The sequence below is a fragment of the Paenibacillus sp. FSL M7-0802 genome, assembly GCF_038004945.1.
GTDB classification, from domain to species: Bacteria; Bacillota; Bacilli; order Paenibacillales; family Paenibacillaceae; genus Paenibacillus; species Paenibacillus polymyxa_B.
Genome location: NZ_JBBOSD010000001.1, coordinates 443362 through 463961 on the forward strand (window position 1 = coordinate 443362; position 20600 = coordinate 463961).

Annotated in this window: 20 protein-coding genes; all 20 read right to left on the reverse strand. The window is 46.2% G+C overall.

What is annotated here, in order from left to right:
• Nucleotides 1-61 precede the first annotated feature (61 nt).
• The 20 genes from MHB54_RS02330 to rnpM all read right to left on the reverse strand — a co-directional run bounded on the left by MHB54_RS02330 (nt 62) and on the right by rnpM (nt 20598).
• Nucleotides 62-274, reverse strand: a complete 213-nt coding sequence (locus tag MHB54_RS02330) for a YlzJ-like family protein (protein WP_023988229.1) — start codon at nt 272-274, stop codon at nt 62-64.
• The gene (locus tag MHB54_RS02335; RefSeq protein ID WP_023988228.1) at nt 271-1119 is read right to left on the reverse strand and encodes a ClpP family protease; all 849 of its coding nucleotides are present in this window, start codon (nt 1117-1119) and stop codon (nt 271-273) included. The genes MHB54_RS02330 and MHB54_RS02335 overlap by 4 nt, the downstream gene beginning before the upstream one ends.
• A gap of 229 nt (nt 1120-1348) precedes the next feature.
• Nucleotides 1349-3028: a ribonuclease J gene (locus tag MHB54_RS02340; protein ID WP_013309942.1), complete on the reverse strand. Its 1680-nt coding sequence runs from the start codon at nt 3026-3028 to the stop codon at nt 1349-1351.
• A 350-nt stretch (nt 3029-3378) separates the two neighbouring features.
• Nucleotides 3379-4260 (reverse strand): 4-hydroxy-tetrahydrodipicolinate synthase, encoded by an 882-nt coding sequence (dapA, locus tag MHB54_RS02345; RefSeq protein WP_028542708.1) that lies wholly within the window; start codon nt 4258-4260, stop codon nt 3379-3381.
• 39 nt (nt 4261-4299) lie between these two features.
• Nucleotides 4300-5517 carry an aspartate kinase gene (dapG, locus tag MHB54_RS02350; protein ID WP_013309940.1) on the reverse strand — a complete coding sequence of 406 codons (1218 nt, stop codon included), beginning with the start codon at nt 5515-5517 and terminating at the stop codon, nt 4300-4302.
• A 23-nt stretch (nt 5518-5540) separates the two neighbouring features.
• Nucleotides 5541-6578 carry an aspartate-semialdehyde dehydrogenase gene (locus MHB54_RS02355; RefSeq protein ID WP_013309939.1) on the reverse strand — a complete coding sequence of 346 codons (1038 nt, stop codon included), beginning with the start codon at nt 6576-6578 and terminating at the stop codon, nt 5541-5543.
• Nucleotides 6579-6712: 134 nt separating this feature from the next.
• Nucleotides 6713-7306, reverse strand: coding sequence for a dipicolinate synthase subunit B (locus MHB54_RS02360; protein ID WP_023988226.1), 594 nt, complete (start codon nt 7304-7306; stop codon nt 6713-6715).
• Complete coding sequence (gene dpsA, locus MHB54_RS02365; RefSeq protein WP_028542709.1) at nt 7303-8202, reverse strand: dipicolinate synthase subunit DpsA; 900 nt, start codon at nt 8200-8202, stop codon at nt 7303-7305. Before dpsA ends, MHB54_RS02360 begins: the two co-directional genes overlap by 4 nt.
• 184 nt (nt 8203-8386) lie before the next feature.
• Nucleotides 8387-8833, reverse strand: coding sequence for a dUTP diphosphatase (gene dut / locus MHB54_RS02370; protein ID WP_023988224.1), 447 nt, complete (start codon nt 8831-8833; stop codon nt 8387-8389).
• Entirely contained in the window at nt 8811-10076 is a 1266-nt protein-coding gene (locus MHB54_RS02375) for a M16 family metallopeptidase (protein WP_023988223.1), read from the reverse strand. Before MHB54_RS02375 ends, dut begins: the two co-directional genes overlap by 23 nt.
• Nucleotides 10077-10142: 66 nt before the next feature.
• Complete coding sequence (locus MHB54_RS02380; protein ID WP_179085422.1) at nt 10143-11147, reverse strand: polysaccharide deacetylase family protein; 1005 nt, start codon at nt 11145-11147, stop codon at nt 10143-10145.
• A 230-nt stretch (nt 11148-11377) separates the two neighbouring features.
• Nucleotides 11378-13480, reverse strand: coding sequence for a polyribonucleotide nucleotidyltransferase (gene pnp, locus MHB54_RS02385; RefSeq protein ID WP_023988221.1), 2103 nt, complete (start codon nt 13478-13480; stop codon nt 11378-11380).
• Nucleotides 13481-13694: 214 nt separating this feature from the next.
• Nucleotides 13695-13964: a 30S ribosomal protein S15 gene (gene rpsO / locus MHB54_RS02390; RefSeq protein WP_007430074.1), complete on the reverse strand. Its 270-nt coding sequence runs from the start codon at nt 13962-13964 to the stop codon at nt 13695-13697.
• Between the two features lie 132 nt (nt 13965-14096).
• On the reverse strand, nt 14097-15035 hold the full coding sequence (locus MHB54_RS02395) for a bifunctional riboflavin kinase/FAD synthetase (protein WP_028542712.1): 939 nt from the start codon (nt 15033-15035) through the stop codon (nt 14097-14099).
• A 58-nt stretch (nt 15036-15093) separates the two neighbouring features.
• Nucleotides 15094-16029 carry a tRNA pseudouridine(55) synthase TruB gene (gene truB / locus MHB54_RS02400; protein WP_053325268.1) on the reverse strand — a complete coding sequence of 312 codons (936 nt, stop codon included), beginning with the start codon at nt 16027-16029 and terminating at the stop codon, nt 15094-15096.
• Nucleotides 16026-17003 (reverse strand): DHH family phosphoesterase, encoded by a 978-nt coding sequence (locus tag MHB54_RS02405; protein ID WP_264453879.1) that lies wholly within the window; start codon nt 17001-17003, stop codon nt 16026-16028. Before MHB54_RS02405 ends, truB begins: the two co-directional genes overlap by 4 nt.
• A 51-nt stretch (nt 17004-17054) precedes the next feature.
• Nucleotides 17055-17405, reverse strand: coding sequence for a 30S ribosome-binding factor RbfA (gene rbfA / locus MHB54_RS02410; protein ID WP_010346342.1), 351 nt, complete (start codon nt 17403-17405; stop codon nt 17055-17057).
• Nucleotides 17406-17425: 20 nt separating this feature from the next.
• Entirely contained in the window at nt 17426-19981 is a 2556-nt protein-coding gene (gene infB, locus MHB54_RS02415; protein WP_028542714.1) for a translation initiation factor IF-2, read from the reverse strand.
• Complete coding sequence (locus MHB54_RS02420) at nt 19974-20297, reverse strand: L7Ae/L30e/S12e/Gadd45 family ribosomal protein (RefSeq protein WP_025720915.1); 324 nt, start codon at nt 20295-20297, stop codon at nt 19974-19976. Before MHB54_RS02420 ends, infB begins: the two co-directional genes overlap by 8 nt.
• Complete coding sequence (gene rnpM, locus MHB54_RS02425; RefSeq protein ID WP_007430067.1) at nt 20290-20598, reverse strand: RNase P modulator RnpM; 309 nt, start codon at nt 20596-20598, stop codon at nt 20290-20292. Before rnpM ends, MHB54_RS02420 begins: the two co-directional genes overlap by 8 nt.
• Nucleotides 20599-20600: the final 2 nt, after the last annotated feature.

Sequence of the window (20600 nt, forward strand, 5' to 3'; positions counted from 1 at the left end):
TATCCGCACATATGTTCTTTTTCAGCAGTAAATGACCTATTTCTATACTATTCGACACCTTCTACGACCACTCGATAACTTGACCTGGTCCATAACGCGGATTCAGGTAGGCTTCCAGCGGACAGTCCAACAACCGTACAATGATCCCCCGACGACTTTCAAGCGGCTGTACCTGCATAAGTAGACCGTCTACCCGAACCTCTGCAAGCTCCTCAGCCTCTTTCCACATCCCTTGCCATACCATTTCCATTGGCATCACAGTATATAGTGTCATTGAGGTAGCTCCCTGCTTTGCTCCCCTGACAGTGTCTCTGTAGGAGTTCCTGTGGGACTGGGAGAAAAAGGAGCATACGGAGCCTGCTGTTGAATCCCAGCGATCCCGTTTTGCTGACGCCGCGTTTCAATAATGGTGTTCAGCTGTTTTAAAGCCTCTCCGATGCCTCCAACCGCGTCCATCAATCCATACTTCACTGCATCCGCTCCCCCAACCGCTGTACCAATATCGCGGTTTAACTCACCGGTTTTAAACATCAGTTCCTTAAACTGCTCTTCTGTAATACGAGAATGAGAAACGACGAAGCGTACAACACGTTCCTGCATTTTTTCCATGTATTCAAAAGTTTGTGGTACTCCAATGACCAGACCGTTCATCCGAATGGGATGAATGGTCATCGTCGCACTCTCCGCAATGTAGGAATAAGTGGAAGACACAGCAATCGGCACACCGATGCTATGCCCCCCACCTATGACAATAGTCACCGTTGGTTTACTCATCGATGCGATCATTTCAGCAATAGCCAGTCCTGCCTCTACATCACCACCAACTGTATTCAGCAAAATCATTAATCCTTCGATACGAGGATTTTGTTCTGCCGCTACCAACTGGGGAATAATGTGCTCATATTTTGTCGTTTTGTTTTGAGGCGGTAAAATGAGATGCCCTTCAATCTGACCGATAATCGTCATGCAAAAAATATTGGACTCGCCTCCAGGCATGGAAGTTTGACCCAGCTGCTGCAAAGCCTCCATAGCAGGTAAAGCGGGTCTTTGCCCAATTTCTGGTTGATCTGGAGCTTCCGTTTCCTCGTTGCCAGATGTTAGATTGCTGTATTGTTCCATATGGGTGATCTTCCTTTCGCTTTACGCATCTATATGACCCGTATTCACCCTATAGTATGGGATGGAAATGGAATATTTTATACCCGACCCCATGCTTTTCCTTGTCCCGCAAAATCAAAAAAGCCTCTCCTCCCGCGGAAACCGTCCAATATTTCCTGCGGGAAGAGAGGCGACTGTGTGCCTGTGACTTAAGTTTTTAATTCAGGTTTTTGAACAAATTTCAATTGAATCACACTTCCATTATAATTGGCAGGATCATCGGTCTGCGACGAGTTTGCTCATACAAGAAGCGACCTAGTGCATCCTTGACATTTGTCTTGAGGGAAGCCCATTCATTTACATTTTCACTCATGAGCTTATGCAGTGTACTTGAGACAATACGATTTGCTTCATCCAGTAGACCTTCCGATTCACGGACATATACGAAACCGCGGGAAATGATATCTGGGCCTGATTTAATCGTTCCGTCTTGCTTGCTCAGCGTGACAACCACCACCAAAATACCGTCCTGTGACAGCAATTTGCGGTCGCGCAATACGATATTTCCTACATCCCCTACGCCTAGTCCATCGATCAGTACGTTGCCTGCTGTAACTTTACCAGCTCTGCGTGCTCCGCCATTCTGAATTTCAATGACTTCACCGATATCCGTGATGAAGATATTTTCAGGCTCTATACCTACGCCTTCAGCAAGAAGAGCGTGACGACGTTGCATTCTAAACTCACCATGAATTGGCAAGAAGAACTTTGGTTTCATCAGATTCAGCATCAGCTTGAGTTCTTCCTGGCTTCCGTGTCCAGAAACGTGGATACCTGGATTAGCTGCGCTGTAATATACATTGGCACCCAGACGGAACAGTTCATCAATTGTGCGTCCAACGTATTTTTCATTACCCGGTACCGGAGTAGCTGCGATGATGACTGAATCCCCTGGAAGAATGTCAACCTTTCGATGTGTGGAACGAGCCATTCTTGTCAAAGCGGACATCGGTTCACCCTGACTGCCTGTGCAGAGAATAACTACACGATCCGCTGACATTTTGCCAACTTCTTCAGGCTCAATCAGCATTCCATCTGGAATTTCCAAATAGCCCAAGTCCGAAGCAATACCTACGACATTAACCATGCTTCGACCAATAACTGTTACTTTACGTCCCGTAGCTTCAGCAGCATTAATTACCTGCTGAATACGATGTACGTTAGAAGCAAAAGTGGCTACGACCACACGCTGTCTCGACTTGCGGAAAATGTCTTCCAGGACAATACCAACGCTCTTTTCCGAAGGTGTAAAGCCCGGTTTCTCGGCATTTGTACTGTCTGACAAAAGAGCCAGTACACCACGTGTGCCAATTTCAGCCATACGCTGCAAATCTGCATATTGTCCGTTCACCGGAGTATGGTCAAATTTGAAGTCACCTGTATGAACAACAGCGCCTTCAGGAGTATCAATACATACACCTACAGAATCCGGAATACTATGGTTGGTTCTGAAGAAAGTTGCTTTTAGTGTGGAACCCAGCTTGATTTCGGAATCAGCATTGATCAAAATACGTTTGGTTTCACCAAGCAGATTCGCTTCCTTCAGCTTGTTTTCCACCAATCCCAGCGTCAATTTGGTACCATATACTGGTACATTCAAATGTTTCAACACGTAAGGCAAACCGCCGATATGGTCCTCGTGACCATGAGTCAGCACAATGCCTCTTACTTTGTCGCGGTTCTCTGTAAGGTAGGAAATATCAGGAATAACGATATCAATGCCCAGCATGTCCTCTTCCGGGAATTTCAGACCGGAATCCACCACGACAATGTCATTGCCGTATTGAACGACATACATATTTTTCCCGATTTCACCGACGCCGCCCAAAGCGAAAATCATCAATTTATCGTTGTTTGTTTTTTTAGACAAATGAATCTAAACCTCCTATGGTAGTTGGACGTCGTACCTTGATTTGTTTATTTAATTTTCAAAAAAATACCGCACCCAGTCACTTGACCCCATTATACATGATTAAAATAAGAAAAAACAAGTCATCCTGTTCGTTACGCTAGGTTTCCCATTGCCGTCTGAAACCATTAGTATCTGTCATTTTATCTACATACATGGTTGAAAGCACAGCAAAAAGGACGTCCTATAAGAACGCCCTTCACGCTGGAGAACCTTGTCAGACAATAAACTCTATCGGTTTTGTACCTACCGACTGCCCTTAACAAGGATACTCCTTAGTATTAATTAACAGCTTACATTCCTATTTCTCTTTAGCGGGTAAATAATTTCTTAATAAATTCCGCTTCATCCTCAGTTGGAGGAATGAGTGGCAACCGAACCGAACCTACCTTAATCCCCCGTAATTCCAATGCATATTTTACTGCCACCGGATTAGGCAGAGGATGAGGACAGCCAAACAAACCCTTGAAAATCGGGAACAACTGCTGATGCAACTTGGCTGCCTCCTGCGAGTGTCCTCCTACAAGTGAATCGATCATCTGCTTCATTTCAGCACCTACCACATGACTCGCTACGCTGATAATACCATAAGCACCTACAGCCATAGCAGGCAACCCAGAAGCATCATCCCCGGAATAAACCAGAAAACCTTCTGGCGCTGACGCTGCAATCTGTGTGACCTGCGCAAGTGATGCACATTCTTTGGTTCCCACAATGTTCGGAATTTGTGCAAGACGCAGCGTTGTTTCAGCTGTTAGACTCGCTCCAGTACGGCTTGGAACATTATACAGTATAGCTGGAAGGGATGTGGAGTTTGCAATACTTTCGAAATGCTGATACATCCCTTCCTGATTCGGTTTATTATAATATGGTACTACCAGTAGAACACCATCTGCTCCTGCCTGCTCCGCGGCACGGGTTAGATGAATAGAGTGACGCGTATTGTTGCTTCCAGTCCCGGCAATAATTTTACATCGTCCAGCTGCTTTTTCTACAACAAATGCAAACAACTTGATTTTTTCATCATCGCTCAGGGTAGGAGACTCCCCTGTTGTTCCAGATACAACAAGTGACTCTGAGTGCTGTTCTTCTATTAAGTAATCAATCAACGAGGACAATGCAGTCCAGTCAATCTCTCCTTGCTGATCAAAAGGTGTCACCATTGCGGTAATCAATCTGCCGAAGTTCACCATGCTGCCTCCTTTTTGCAAGTCCGAGCACGGACAATGCACCTATTGATGGAGTTCAAATTTATTATGCAATGCGCGTACAGCCTGCACCATATCTTCTTTTTTAACAAGTACCCAGATCGTCGTGTTGGAATCTGCGGATTGAAGGATCTGTACGTCTGATTCTGCCAATGCCTCCACAATCGTCGCCATAATGCCCGGTACCCCGTTGATACCACCGCCTATGACAGAAACTTTAGCACACCCGGCCAGTATCTTAGGTTCTAGACCCAAACCGTTCAATACTTCAACCGCTTTGCTTCCATCATGATCGAACACAGTATAAACTGCCCCCGATGGAGTTACGTTAATAAAGTCAACGCTGATTCCATGTTCAGCCATAGATTTGAATACTTGTAATTGCAAGTGCTCCAAACCCGGCTTTAATTCAACATTAATCTGAGTGACATTGCCGACATACGCAATACCGGTCACGAAACGGTCTACGATGTCTGCCTGCACGTCTTTAAAGCCTTCCGGGTGGGTAACTAACGTACCTTCTCCTTCAGAGAAGGTAGAGCGAACACGGACCGGGATATTAGCCTGCATGGCGATTTCAACAGCACGAGGATGGATAACCTTTGCTCCCTGATGAGCCATATTGCAAATCTCCGTATAGCTAACATGTGTAAGTGGCTTTGCATTTTCCACAATGCGCGGATCGGCGGTTAATATACCATTCACATCCGTATAAATATCGACCATATCCGCATGTAGAGCAGCACCCAGAGCAGTAGCTGACGTATCGCTGCCGCCCCGACCCAAGGTGGTCATATCACCGTCTGCTGTTTGTCCCTGAAAACCTGTCACAATGACAACTCTGCCTTGGTTCAACTCTTCAACAACACGGTCTGGCTTTATATCCAAAATACGAGCATTGCCGTATTGATCATCCGTAATAAAGCCCGCCTGTGCCCCAGTTAGCACCGTAGCAGGAATACCTTCCTTCTCCATCAGGCTGCATAATGTAGCAGCAGAAATAATTTCACCACAGCACAGCAGTAAATCCCGCTCGCGCTTCGGAAGACTGTCGCCGTTAGACGCCGCCCAATCCAGCAGCGTGTCGGTGGCATAAGGCTCTCCTTTTCTCCCCATGGCCGACACAACAACAACCAATTGAAGATTTTGCTCCAGCTCCCGCTTCACATGTGCCAGCACAAGTTGACGTGCTTCAGGTGTGGACAGCGAGGTTCCCCCAAATTTTTGCACCAAAATACCCATTATTCTTCCCCCATATCGGAACGTTACTCCGCGTTTGCAGCAATAATTTCCGCGATTTGCACCGCGTTCCATGCCGCTCCTTTGAGCAGATTATCGGATACAACCCACAAATTCAATCCACGGCTATTGCCCAAATCACGGCGTACACGCCCCACAAATACGTCAGGTTTTCCAGCAGCTTCGGATGCCAGTGGATAAAGCTGAGCAGCAGGATCGTCCACTAGCGTTACTCCCGGTGCCGAAGCCAGCAGATTGCGGATTTCTTCTAAATCATAATCTTTTTTAAGTTCTACATATACAGATTCCGAGTGACCGTATACAACAGGAATACGTACACACGTTGCTGTTACGTCCACAGATTCGTCACCCAGTATTTTTTTCGTTTCACGTACCATTTTCATTTCTTCCAGTGTATAACCATTGTCCTGGAATTTATCGATTTGCGGGATAGCATTGAAAGCAATCTGATGCTTTACTGGCAACGAGCCTACTGGCAACAGATCAGGCTGAACTTCATCACCGTTAAGAATCGCTGCGCTTTGACGATTCAATTCATCAATAGCTCGGCTTCCAGCCCCGGAAACGGCCTGGTATGTGGATACTATGATACGAGAAATGCCATACTGATCATATAATGGTTTCAAAGCAGCTACCATCTGAATGGTGGAGCAGTTCGGGTTCGCAATAATTCCTTGATGCTCGGCAATTTTGTCGCTATTCACCTCAGGCACTACAAGAGGAGCTGTCGGATCCATTCGGAATGCATTGGTGTTGTCAATGCAAACCGCCCCATGACGAACAGCATGCGGCGCCAATTCCTTACTTACGTCTCCACCTGCACTAAACAAAGCAATGTCGATTCCTTCAAAGCTGTCGGGGGTAGCAATCTCTACTGGAATTTGCTGACCTTTAAAGCTAATTAACGTGCCGGCAGAACGAGGCGAAGAAAGAAATTTGATTTTGTCCACAGGAAAATCCCGTTTTTCCAGCAGATTTACGATCTGTTCTCCTACAGCGCCTGTTGCTCCAACGACAGCTACATTAAACTTTCTATTGCTCATCTGGTGTATCTCCCCTTCTCGACTAAAAAACCATTTTTTATTCTGAAAGCATCCACCGCCAACAAGAAATTAGACTCGATACAATATCGAATCATCTTCTAGGCGAGGGATGCTCAGCAGTTAACTATAGTACTTCATGGGGTCTTGCGTTCCACAATCATCGGCTGAAGCTGTTTACCTTGCAATGCTTCATAAGCAGCCTCGGGAATCAACTCCATGTTAGCTACAAGCGAGTTCGGCTTTTTAACTGGATTGTCCTGTCCGAACGGCACAAAAAAGATATTTTTGGCTACGAGTAATTTGGCGATATTGGCAGCATTTAGACCCAGTCCATCATTAGTAGATATGGCTAAAAGAAGTGGACGACCGTTGCGCAATTGCGCCTTGGCAGCCATCAAAACCGGACTGTCTGTCATCGCATTCGCTAACTTACTCATTGAATTCCCCGTCAAAGGTGCAATCACCAGCACATCGAGTATTTGGGAGGGACCCAGTGGCTCAGCCTCCACAATTGTAGAAATGATATCATTCCCTGTTATATCTTTCAACTGTTTTTGCCAACTTTGCGAAGTACCAAAGCGAGTATCCGTTGTTAGTACTGTATTGGATATAATAGGAATGACCTTCGCACCCTCATCAACAAAGCGCTGTATAACAGGCATTACCTCTTCAAATGTGCAATGTGAGCCTGTAATTGCATAACCTACTGTTTTCCCTTGCCAACTCATTGTGCATCCCCCCGATCAGGATTATCTTCCATTAACAACTGCACCAGCGTATTCGCTATAATGGCACCAGCAGTTTTGGGAGCAACAATACCGGGAAGACCAGGGGCAAGCATAGCCTTGATTCCACGCTTTTCCGCATAACGGAAATCACATCCGCCCGGGGCGGAAGCAAGATCTATAATCACGGTGCTCAATGGCAATTTAGACAGGATTTGCGCTGTGATAATCATAGAGGGTATCGTATTAAAAATCAAGTCAACTCCCTTTGTCTCTTGCGCTAAATCCCTTGTCATAAAAGGCTTCCAACCCATTTCCACGGCTCTCGCTGCATCCTCTGCCCGCCGTACTCCAACCTTCACTCTGGCTCCCAACCCCTGTAGTGCCCTTGCCATGGTAAATCCAGTCCGTCCCATGCCTAGAACCATACAATCTGCACCGTGAATCGTAAAATCGGTATGCTGAATGGCCATCATCAGTGCGCCTTCGGCCGTAGGTATAGAGTTGTATATGGCCACATCATCTCTCTCCAGCAGCTCTACCAGCTTTAACTCATGTCTGGTACAAATTTCTTTTAAGTACGTCCGCGCCATCCCTGTATATACAACACAATGCGGTGGAAGAGCAGCAGCATGCTCATTCAGAAACTGGAGCTTCTGTGCTCCAAAAAGTGCATTTACGTTGCCTTCCTCATCGCATCCCACCACCGGCAAAATCAGTGCGTCTGACGATTCCAGCAGCTTGACAGACATTGGTTCTAGTGTCACTCCTTTGAGTGGTACTTCAAGCTTGTCAAAACCGACCACACTGACGGTAGCATCCATGTCCACACATTTGCGGATTACCTCAAGCTGCCTCGCATCGCCACCCAAAACAACGACGCGTATTCCTGTTAGCATCCGGATCACTCCTTTCCGAGACACGATATGCTTTTAGTCTATGCGAGTGCCCGGAGAGGGGTGAAAAAACACAAAAAAAAGCCGCCCCTTTATGAGGCGACCTTTATTTGCATGCTTACTCTTAAGCAAGAAATTTGAAGATTTTACAAAATAGACATTCGTATATCGCAAACCAACCATAACCTCAGCGTCCTGTATGGCCAAAGCCTCCAGCACCACGCACTGTTTCAGATAAATGGTCTACTTGTTTCAGCTCTACCTCAGGTACAACCTGAAATACCATTTGTGCAATTCGCTCATTGCGCGTAATCGTGAACGATTCCTCGCCCAAATTAATAAGAAGTACCTTAATCTCCCCACGATAATCCGCATCAATCGTTCCCGGTGTATTGAGACAAGTAATACCATGCTTAAGAGCCAGTCCACTTCGCGGACGGATCTGTGCCTCCAATCCCGCTGGCATAGCTATTGCAAATCCAGTTGGAACGAGGCAACGTTTGCCGGGTTCCAGTACCAGATTTTCCTGTACTGCTGCATACAAGTCAAACCCTGATGCAAGCTCTGACATTTTGCGGGGCAGCTCAATATCTTCATTGCCCGCGAGTCTGTTAATTTCCACGTAAGTTAACAAAATAGTCCCTCCTCATATCCTTTACCGCTGAATCACTCGCTCCCACCATCGACAGGGCAAACGGCTCCGAGAACATCCGATCCAGCACTTTATTCACATCATTTGCCGTCACTTGCTCGATATGCTCGATCATTTGATCCAGCGTATAATGCTGACCAAGCATCAATTCATTTTTTCCAAGCCGATTCATCCGGCTACCTGTACTTTCAAGGCTTAAAATCAAACTTCCTTTTAATTGCTCCTTACCTTTACGAAGCTCATTAGCGTCCAAACCGTTGACAGCCACATCTCGTAAAAGCTCCAGCGTCAAATCCAGCACGTCCTTTGTTTGCTTAGGAGCCGTACCTGCATAGATCGTGAACATACCACTGTCCGCATGGGAGCTATGATAGGAATAGACCGAATAAGCCAGTCCACGCTTTTCCCGAATTTCTTGAAACAAACGTGAACTCATGCCGCCGCCGATCGCGTTATTCAGCAAAACCATAGCATACTGGAGTTCGTCACCCGTTGCAAATCCAGGCAGGGATAAACAAATATGATTTTGCTCCGTTGCTTTCTCATGATACAACAGCTCACCGTTAAACGCAGGTACTGTCAGCGGCGAAACGGTTCCATGATTATCAAAATGTCCAAAATGTCGCTCCAACAATTCTACCAAGCGATCATCAACATTACCAGCCACACTGATAACTGTATTGTCGATTGTATAATGCTCCCTCATATAATGGCTGAGATGTGAGCTATCCATAGCAAGCAGGTGATCTTCGGTTCCGAGAATCGGATAAGCCAGTGGATGTTCACCATAGGCCGCGCGAGATACAAGATCATGCACCATATCATCCGGTGTATCCTCGTACATGGAGATTTCCTCCAAAATCACATTCTTCTCTTTTGCCAATTCTTCCTGATCTAGTTTGGAATTAAAAAACATATCAGACAGCACATCAACTGCGATCGGTAGATGCTCATCCAACACCTTGGCATAATAGCATGTATATTCCTTCGAAGTGAAAGCATTAACATTTCCTCCGATGGCATCGAATTGCTCAGCGATTTCCTTAGCGTTAAAACGCTCTGTTCCTTTGAAAAGCATGTGTTCGATAAAATGAGAAATACCGCTATTGTCCGGCGTTTCATTTCGGGAGCCGGTTTTAACCCAGATACCGAAAGAAACAGAACGCACGGTTGGAATTTTTTCAATGACCACTCTTAGGCCGTTTTTGAGTTGAATTCTTTCCACGATTGGCCCTCCTAAACTGAATTGCATACTTAGCCATAATGTTCAATCCTAACAGAAAAAAGACGTTCACTCAACCAGAGCAGGTAGCTGTCGATCAGGGGAAAGTGTCTGACTGACAGTTCCGAGCACAAGTCCCTTACTACGAATGGCATGGATCATGCCTTTGAGAGCAGCCGCTGAGGAATCTGTTGGGTGCATTAATATCAGTGTGCCTGATTCAACCTTACTACTGATTTTGTTAATCACCGATTCCGGTGACGGATGTTTCCAATCTACAGTGTCCAATGTCCACAACACTGTTTTGAGCCCACGTTCTGCTGCTATATCCACCGTTTGCTGATTAAAATCGCCCGATGGAGGGGCAAACCAGTTATTTTTGACGCCCAAAGTTTCTTGAAGAAGCTCTTGTGTCTTTTCAATTTCTTGTGTGGCTCTGGCCCGACTCAGACGGCTCATATTCGGATGAGAGTAAGCATGATTCGAAAGCTCATGTCCTCTTTTTTGAATCTCCTTGGCGAGTTCAGGATTTTTTTTCAGCCAACTTCCATCAAGAAAAAATGTAGCCTTGACCTTTTCCTGATCCAGCGTGTTCAGTATTGGCAGGATAAATTCATTCCCCCATGCTACATTGATCATGAAGGATACCATTGGCTTTTCGGGATTCCCCTTGTAAATTGGAACATTACCAAGCTGATTTAAATGTATTTTAGGTGCCAATTGCCGATATACATATTGAATGGGTCGATCCGGAGATGCAATCGCTTTGCGATAGGTAGCATCCAAATCCACCTCCAGTCCGTTATAGCCTGGAATAGCCTTCCATACCCTGTCGATCTTGGCATCAACTGGTTCCCGCCGCTGACGGGCTGCTTCTGTTCTTAGTCGCTGCATAAGCGCATTATCGGGTAAAGCCGCCATCGCCATCGTTGTTTCAGCTTTAGGCTCCCCAACTCCTGTAGCGTCTCCATTGCGTAATTGATTAGCGAAGTCACGAACCCCGCTAAACTGTCCGATTACCAGTGTGATGGCTAAACTGGCTACCACCCACACTGCTCTTTTTGCCCTACTCATGATTCCTTCATCCTCCCGCCCGTTTGTCCACATTGTATGCGGGGAGGACAAGAACTATGACGCAGTAGCCTCTAGAAGCCTACTTTGGCGCAGCTTGTGCATATGTATGAAAAAAGAGCCAGAAACGTAGCTCTGCCTCTTTCCAAAAGCTTAAACAATGCTATTCAAATCCCTTGTACTGTTAATACGAAAAGCTACTCCTGCCTTTCTAGTCTGCAACATGCAGGTACCTAGGATTTTGCAGGTGCTTCTGCAGTCAGAACAGCCTTACGGGACAGATTGACACGACCTTGTTGATCAATTTCGGTTACTTTCACCGTAATTGTATCCCCAATAGCAATTACATCTTCAACCTTGGCTACACGTTCAGTAGACAGTTGAGAAATATGAACCAGACCATCTTTGCCCGGTAAAATTTCAACAAATGCACCGAATTTCTCAATCCGTTTTACTGTACCGATGTAAATCTCACCGACCACGACTTCCTTTACGATACCCTCAATAATGGAACGTGCTTTTTCATTCATCTCTTGATTTGTGGAAGCGATGAACACACGACCATCTTGTTCAATATCGATTTTCACGCCGGTTTCTTCGATGATTTTGTTGATGATTTTACCACCAGCTCCAATAACATCACGGATTTTGTCCGGGTTAATGTGCATCGTCATAATTTTTGGAGCATACTGAGACAACTGCTCACGTGGCTTCTGGATCGCTTCCATCATTTTGCTAAGAATGAATAAGCGTCCTTCTTTAGCTTGCTTGAGCGCATCCTGTAAAATCTGGCGGTCAATACCGTTAATTTTAATATCCATTTGAATGGCAGTTACGCCTTCCGCGGTACCAGCAACTTTAAAGTCCATATCGCCCAGGTGGTCTTCCATCCCTTGGATATCAGTCAATACGGAAACATGGTCTCCATCCTTGATTAATCCCATCGCTACACCTGCAACCGGAGCTTTAATCGGTACACCTGCATCCATCATAGCCAGTGTACTTGCACAAATACTAGCTTGTGAAGTCGAACCATTTGATTCCAGTACCTCGGAAACCAAACGGATGGTGTATGGAAATTCAGTTTCGGAAGGAATTACTTTGGAAAGTGCACGTTCACCAAGAGCACCATGTCCGATTTCACGACGGCCTGGCGCACGCAAAGGACGAGCCTCACCTACGCTGAATGGCGGGAAATTGTAATGATGCATGAAGCGTTTTGTTTCTTCCAGATCAATACCGTCCAAAATTTGTACATCACCCAATGCACCAAGTGTACAAATGCTAAGTGCTTGCGTTTGACCGCGTGTAAATAAGCCCGAACCATGAGTACGCGGCAAAATGCTAGTGTCGCTTTCAATCGGACGAATTTCGTCAAGCTTACGACCATCAGGACGCACTTTATCATGCGTGATCAGACGACGTACTTCTTCCTTGACGATATCATAGAGAACTTCGCTCACGTCGCTCAAAAGCTCAGGTGTCTCTATGTATTGTGATTCAAAATGGGCAACTGTCTCTTCGTTGACTGCATCAATCGCCTCTTGACGGGCGTGTTTTTCTGCAATTTTAACAGCTTCCATTAAACGTTCAGCTGCATAAGCACGTACTTCACTGTTCACTTTTTCATCAACAGCATGCAGTTTAACCTGCATTTTTTCTTTACCTGCTACTTGCACCAATTGTTCAATGACTGCCACAATGTTCTTAATCTCATCATGACCGAACATAATAGCTTCCAGCATAACTTCCTCTGGAATCTCATTGCCCTCGGCTTCTACCATCATGATGGCATCTTTCGTTCCGGCTACAACCAGGTACAGATCGCTTGCATTCTGCTGTGCAATATCCGGGTTAATCACAAATTGCCCGTCTACACGTCCTACAGCGACTCCACCGATTGGCCCATTAAAAGGTACATCCGAAATGCTAAGTGCTGCCGAGGTTCCGATCATTGCTGCAATTTCAGGTTCGCAATCCTGATCGACACTCATAACCAGGTTCAACACCTGTACATCATTCCGGAAACCTTCCGGGAACAATGGGCGAATTGGACGGTCTGTCAAACGGCTGGACAAAATTGCTTTTTGACTCGGACGTCCTTCACGTTTAATAAATCCGCCAGGAATTTTCCCTACAGCATACAATCTTTCCTCATAGTTTACGGTCAGGGGAAAAAAGTCCAAATCTTTCGGTTCACGGGAAGCGGTCACGGTACAAAGCACAACTGTTTCTCCGTAGCTCACTTTAACTGCCGCATTGGCTTGTTTCGCAAGACGTCCTGTTTCCAGCACCAGCTTTCTTCCGCCGAGCTGCATTTCTACGCGTTGCTCCATGGTATCCCTCCATTTCATTTCATTGTAAAAGTTCTATACATATCCAGTATTTCCTGCGCAGGGCTTATTCATAAGAAGCTAGCAGACAAATCAGGATATGTAATTCAAAAAAAGATTCCTCATTTCAAAAAAGAACCCGGCTGCTGTCCGCCGTCGCCTTAGCAGGGACAAGCGGTGAACAACCAGGCTTCTTTTCTCATTACATGTCTGAAAATTAACGACGCAGTCCGAGACGCTCGATCAACGCACTGTAACGTTTAACATCAGTCTTCTTCAGGTAAGCCAAAAGTTTACGACGCTGACCGACCATTTTCAACAACCCGCGGCGGGAGTGATGGTCTTTCTTGTGCGAACGAAAGTGACTTTGCAAGTTGACGATGTTTTCAGTAAGGATAGCGATTTGTACCTCTGGTGATCCTGTATCGGATTCATGAGTTTTGTACTCCTCGATCAATTGCTGTTTACGCTCTTGAGTCAATGCCATCCTGTTCACCTCCTTCATTATAATCGCCATTAGCCTCGTAGCCGCCGGTGAAAGCGGACAACCAAGCTAAGGTTCATCGTTGTTTACACAACATAAGTCAGTATAACACAGCGCCTGTCTTATGTAAATAAATTAGCCTAACAGCTTTTTAGCCGTTTGTGCGTCATTGCCAATTTGGCTGATCAGCTCATCCACCGAAGAGAATTTGCGTTCAGGGCGGATGTAATGGTGAAGCTCCACAAGCACAGAATTCCCATAAATTTGCTGATTAAAATCAAATAGGTGTACCTCAAACGACGGATTCAGCACACCTTCATGAAAAGTAGGCTTAACCCCTACATTCATTACACCATTTATCCAACGATCGCCTACAAGCGCCCGTACAGCGTATACACCCTTGATCGGAATCACGTAGGTATCATCCAGTTTGAGATTAGCAGTCGGAAAACCGATCGTACGTCCGCGCTTCTCTCCATCCATTACAGTACCTTGGATACGATAAGGACGTCCCAACCAGCGAGAGGCATGTGCTAGATCCCCGTTCTGTAAAGCACGGCGAATGCCAGAACTGCTCACCTTGTCCCCATCCAGTTCGAACGGTGATACGGTGTGTACAGACATTAGCTCTCCTCCCAGCTTACGGAGGGTATCCTCATGCCCGGCTCCCCGGTGGCCAAACCGAAAATCAAAGCCTACTACCGCTGTTCGAATTTGCAACGGAAGCAGCACATCGCTTATAAACGCCTCAGGGCTGACCTTAGAAAATTCTTCGTTAAAACTCAAAATATAAAGTACGTCCACACCCATATCAGCCAGAATAGTCTGCTTGTCCGCAAGCGGTGTTAAATAACCTTCATAATCGCCTTTTTTCATGACTTCCTTTGGGTGAGGATGAAATGTCATGACAGATACCGGCACTTGCTGTTCACGAGCCAGCGCAACGGCCTTACGTATCACGCTTGCGTGTCCCAGATGAAGACCATCAAACTGACCGATCGCCGTGACCTGTGGACGTCCCCATTGCTGCAAAAGCTCATCACTCAATGGATAAGATAACGATACGGTAATCATTATTAATTCACCTGCATTTCACATCATTTGACTAACTTCGTCAAAATTATAGCACAATTCAAGGTAAAAAAACTTTAATGGGAGCGATCGCGTCTGATTCATCCCGACCATATATGCCTAAAAACGTTTTATCCTCTTTATACAAACGGAAGGGCTGGTTGTCCGTCACAGGTGGTGAAATCATATTCAGCGACAGACGTTGGCCTTGCAGAGCCGCAGTTACCTTGGCTTCAGCCACTATATGCTCAGGCATATAGTCAATCGCCTGATCCGTTGTAATAAGTCGCTCTCCAAGACTACCATCCGCTACGAAACGCTCTATCTCTTCGAAAGTCAGACAACGTTCCGCAGGAATTCCCGCAGACATGGTTCGCTCCAGCTTAACCATCGTTGAAGGATATCCTAATTCACGGCCAATATCAACACATAGTGTACGGATATAAGTACCTTTGGAGCATAAGGCACGAAAAGAAATATCCACATACGCCCCCGTCTCCGCGAATCCCGTCATTTCCAACTCGTAAATGCTCACTTCACGACTTTTGCGTTCCACGGTTTTGCCTTCTCGAGCCAGTTCATATAGACGTTTGCCATCCACTTTTAGCGCGGAGAACATTGGAGGCACTTGGGAAATCGTACCAACAAAACGTTTCAAAACCGCTTTGACTTCCACTTCCGTCACCTCTACTGGACGTTCACTCTCTTCCGTGATTTTCCCAGTTAGGTCTTCGGTATCCGTGGCAATTCCTAATCGCAGTGTAGCCCGATATTCTTTGGGCCGCTCTTGCATGTATTCCACCACACGGGTGGCACGTCCCAGACACAAAGGCAAAACACCAGTTACTTGCGGATCAAGCGTTCCAGTGTGTCCGATTCGCTTCATACCTAATAAACGGCGAGCCTTGGCCACCACATCATGAGAGGTAAATCCAGCAGGTTTATAGACAGGTAGAACGCCTTCCCAAGTTGCCTGTTCCTTCTTTATCGGGTTCATAGCTCAGACTTCACCCGCCCTACAACTGTCTCAATGATATCTCCCAGCTTACCCTCTAGCCGGCAGCCAGCTGCACGTACATGTCCACCGCCTCCAAATGATTGAGCCAGCGCAGCTACATCAACATTCCCTGCCGACCTCAAGCTGGCCTTGACCGCTTGATCATTAATAACCTTAAAGAAAATGCCTACCTCAACTCCACGAATATTTCTTGGATAATTCACAATGCCTTCCAAGTCCTCATTTACAGCGCCACATTCCGTCATGTCGTCAGGTGATACTACGACCCAAGCAACTTTTCCATCCTCCGACATCGTGAGCGTTTGCAATGCTTTTGTCAGCACCTTCATTTGTGGAAAAGTCATTTCCTCGAGCAATTTCTCGGATAAAGATGGACCATCTACACCGTAAGCAAGTAGCTGTGACACAGTAGACATCACTTTCGGTGAAGTGTTGGAGTAACGGAAACCTCCTGTATCCGTTAGCAACCCTGTATATAAAGCCGTAGCTATTTCGACATCCCAGGTTACTGCAAACTTTTTCAGTAGGTCAAAAAGAATTTCTGCTGTTGCCGCAGCATCCGACTTAATCACATTAACTGTACCATACGCATCATTCGTTGGATGATGATCAATATTCAGGATAATGGCATCTTCCGTAAAAAACTGCTCTGTCAAACCAACACGACGGTAATCCGCACAATCTACACAAATGATCCGGTTGTATTTCCGTTCTGGCGGTTGCTGGCTCATATCCATAATCTCATCGGCATGCCATAAAAAATCCATACGCTTGGGAATAGGTCCCTCATTTAGCATGGTAAATTTCTTCCCCAGACATGAGAGAAGCCAGCCCACCGTTACGGTGGAGCTGACTGCGTCTCCGTCCGGCTGTACATGCGATACGATCAGGAAATCATCATGCTCCAGAATAAATTCCTTCGCTTGTTGAAGCGCCTGTTCATAGGTATGCATTGCCTTCTCCTTTACATTCAGTTCATGGTTCCTTCAGACAAACTAAAAGTTTTATTTTTCATCCTTGTCGATATCACTCAGCAGTTTTTCAATTCGACTACCGTAAGCAATAGATTCGTCAATTTTGAAAATCAACTCAGGAATATGGCGCAGCCGTATCCGTTTGCCGAGTTCAGAACGAAGATAACCGTTCGCTTTGTCCAATGCCTTCAGGGAAGAATTTTTTTGTTCTTCATCCCCGAGCACGCTCAAGTATATTTTCGCTTGGGACAAATCATTTGTAAGATCGACACCCGTTACCGTGATAAAACCGATGCGGGGGTCTTTTAATTCAGTTTGTATGAGTTGGCTTAGCTCCTTCTTGATCTGCTCGCCAACCCGACCTGTACGTATTTTAGCCATGGATGCTCACCTCTCTGCCGTTAGCGCTCCACTGTTTCCATGACGAACGCTTCAATAATGTCGAGTTCCTTAACATCATTATAGCCATCAAGGGTAATACCGCATTCGTAACCTTGGGCAACTTCTTTTGCGTCGTCCTTAAAGCGTTTCAGTGAGTCGATTTTACCTTCAAAAATGACGATGCCATCACGAATCAGGCGTGCTTCTGCTGAACGGGTAATTTTACCGGATGTCACCATACAACCAGCGATCGTACCGACTTTAGTAACTTTGAATACGTTACGTACTTCAGCATGCCCAATCACATTTTCTTTATATTCAGGATCCAGCATGCCCTTCATGGCTTGCTCTATTTCTTCAATGACATTGTAAATGACACGGTGTAGACGAATATCCACTTTTTCAGCTTCCGCTGTAGATTTCGCCTGGTTATCCGGACGAACATTAAAACCAATGACAATAGCATTGGAAGCTGCTGCCAAAATAATATCGGATTCGGTGATTGCTCCTGCACCACTGTGAAGAATTTTAACGCGCACACCTTCGACTTCAATCTTGTTCAAGGAACCTTTCAACGCTTCGACGGAACCTTGTACGTCACCTTTAATAATGACGTTCAGATCCTTCATTTCGCCATCCTTGATGTGTTGGAACAGGTCATCCAGTGTTACACGGGTATTACTGCCCAGATCAGATTGGCGTTGCGTGATCGCACGTCTATCAGCAATAGCACGAGCTTTGCGCTCATCCTCAAACACCATGAATGGATCGCCAGCAAGTGGAACTTCTGTCAAACCAGTAATTTCAACTGGAGTGGAAGGACCTGCTTCCTTAAGACGACGACCTTTATCGTTGACCATGGCACGCACACGTCCGAAGCAGTTACCCGCTACGAAAGCATCGCCGACTTTCAGTGTACCGTTCTGAACGAGGATACGGGCTACAGAACCGCGACCTTTATCAAGTTCTGCCTCGATGATGGTACCACGTGCCCGTTTGTTCGGGTTCGCTTTGTACTCATTCACTTCAGCTACGAGCAGAATCATCTCGAGCAGGTCTTCCAGACCCATTCTTTGTTTCGCGGAAACGTTGACGAAAATTGTATCGCCGCCCCACTCTTCAGGTACCAATTCATATTCAGTGAGTTCTTGCTTCACTTTATCCGGGTTGGCATCCGGTTTGTCGATCTTGTTCACAGCTACGATAATTGGCAGACCTGCCGCCTTCGCATGGTTAATAGCTTCGACCGTCTGTGGCATAACACCGTCGTCAGCTGCAACCACGATAATCGTCATATCTGTCACTTGGGCACCACGTGCACGCATAGCAGTAAAGGCTTCGTGACCCGGTGTATCCAGGAAAGTGATTTTTTTGCTGTTAATTTCAACTTGGTATGCACCAATATGCTGTGTAATACCGCCAGCTTCGCCACCGGTTACATTAGTTGAGCGAATGGCATCCAGCAAAGTTGTTTTACCGTGATCGACGTGACCCATAATCGTTACAACCGGTGGACGTGTTTTGAGATCCGCAGGATCATCATTTTCTTCCACGGTTTCAAAACGATCTTCTTCGACAGGAATTTTCACTTCTACCTCGACACCAAAGTCTCCGGCAAGCAAGAGGATGGTATCCATATCCAGTTCCTGGTTGATGGTCGCCATTGTTCCGAGCACAATCAGCTTTTTGATGACTTCTGACGCATCCTTATGAAGAAGCTTGGCTGTTTCGCCTACGGTCATCTCACCACGCACAATAATTTTCTTAGGCGTGTTGTCGATTTTCTCGCGACGCTCCTGTTGTTGACCTTTACCACGATTGTTAAATTTCCCGCCACGATTGCTGCCGCCGCGATTATTGCCTCCACGACCACCGTTACCACCGCGTCCGCCGCCTTGACGGTTATCGTCAAAACGTCCTTGACCGGAACGGTTACCACCGTTGCTGGAGTTACTACCTGTACGGTTGCCACCACTACGGTTCGCATTGTTGCTACCTGTGGAGGATGATGTTCTTACAGCCGTACCACCCTGACTACTTCCCTGAGGGCGTGAGTTAGTGCTTTGGTTACCTTGAGGACGCGAACCTGTGTTACCGCCGGGACGCTGTTGTCCTCCCTGTTGTTGACCATTACTGCGGTTCTGTGTACTTTGCTGACCAGTGGGTCTGCTAGTACTTTGTTGACTGCGGTTTTGACCGCCCTGCTGACTGCTTTGCGCTTTTGGAGCGCTACTTCGGTTACTGTTTTGGTTGTTGTTTGTCCTATTCATACTTACCTGCTTTTCCTGTTGATTTTTGGTTTGCTCAGTTGAATGATTACTATTCTGGCTTGAACCGGCCTGATTCGAGCTTACTTGCGCCGTACCTGCTCCGCCTTGCTTGGCCGCAGCATTGGATTTAATATTCTTAAAAAAACTTTCCACTTTACCTACGGCATCATGTTCCATGACGCTCATATGGTTGTTCACGGGAATATCCAGCCGTTTAAGAATGGTGATAATTTCTTTGCTGCTCATGTTCAACGATTTGGCGTATTCGTATACCCGCACTTTGTCTTTGCTTTCTTGTTTACTCAATATACTCCACCTCCGACATTATCCCCGCATGTTTCTTGATCAATTTCGCGAATCCTTGATCCGTCACAGCCAGCACAACCCGTTCAGGTTTGCCGATACTGCTTCCCAAGCTTTCCCGGTCAAATCCTATCAATAAGGGGATTTTGTACGTCCCGCATTTGTCGCGGAATTTCTTTTGAGTATTCATTGAAGCATCTTTCGCAAGAATGACCAGCTTGGCTTCTGAAGACCTGATCGCTTTAAAAACGATCTCATCACCTGTTAGCAGCTTGCCAGCTCTCATGGCAAGACCCAATCCAGACAGCGCCTTATTCATCCTGCACGCTGCCTTGTGCCGCCAGGAATTCTTCCTCGACGGCAGCAAAATCACGACTTAGCTGCTCATAAATATCAGGATGAACCGAGTGCTTCAATGCTCGATCCAGTGCCTTGCTCTTTTGAGCCAGCTTGAAGCAGGCGGCTTTGCCGCACAAGTAAGCGCCGCGTCCCGACTTTTTGCCAGTCAAGTCAATCAATACTTCGTCTTCAGGGGTTTTGACGACACGGATCAACTGCTTCTTTGGCATCATTTCATGACAGGCCACACATTTGCGCAAAGGTATCTTTCTCTGTTTCATGC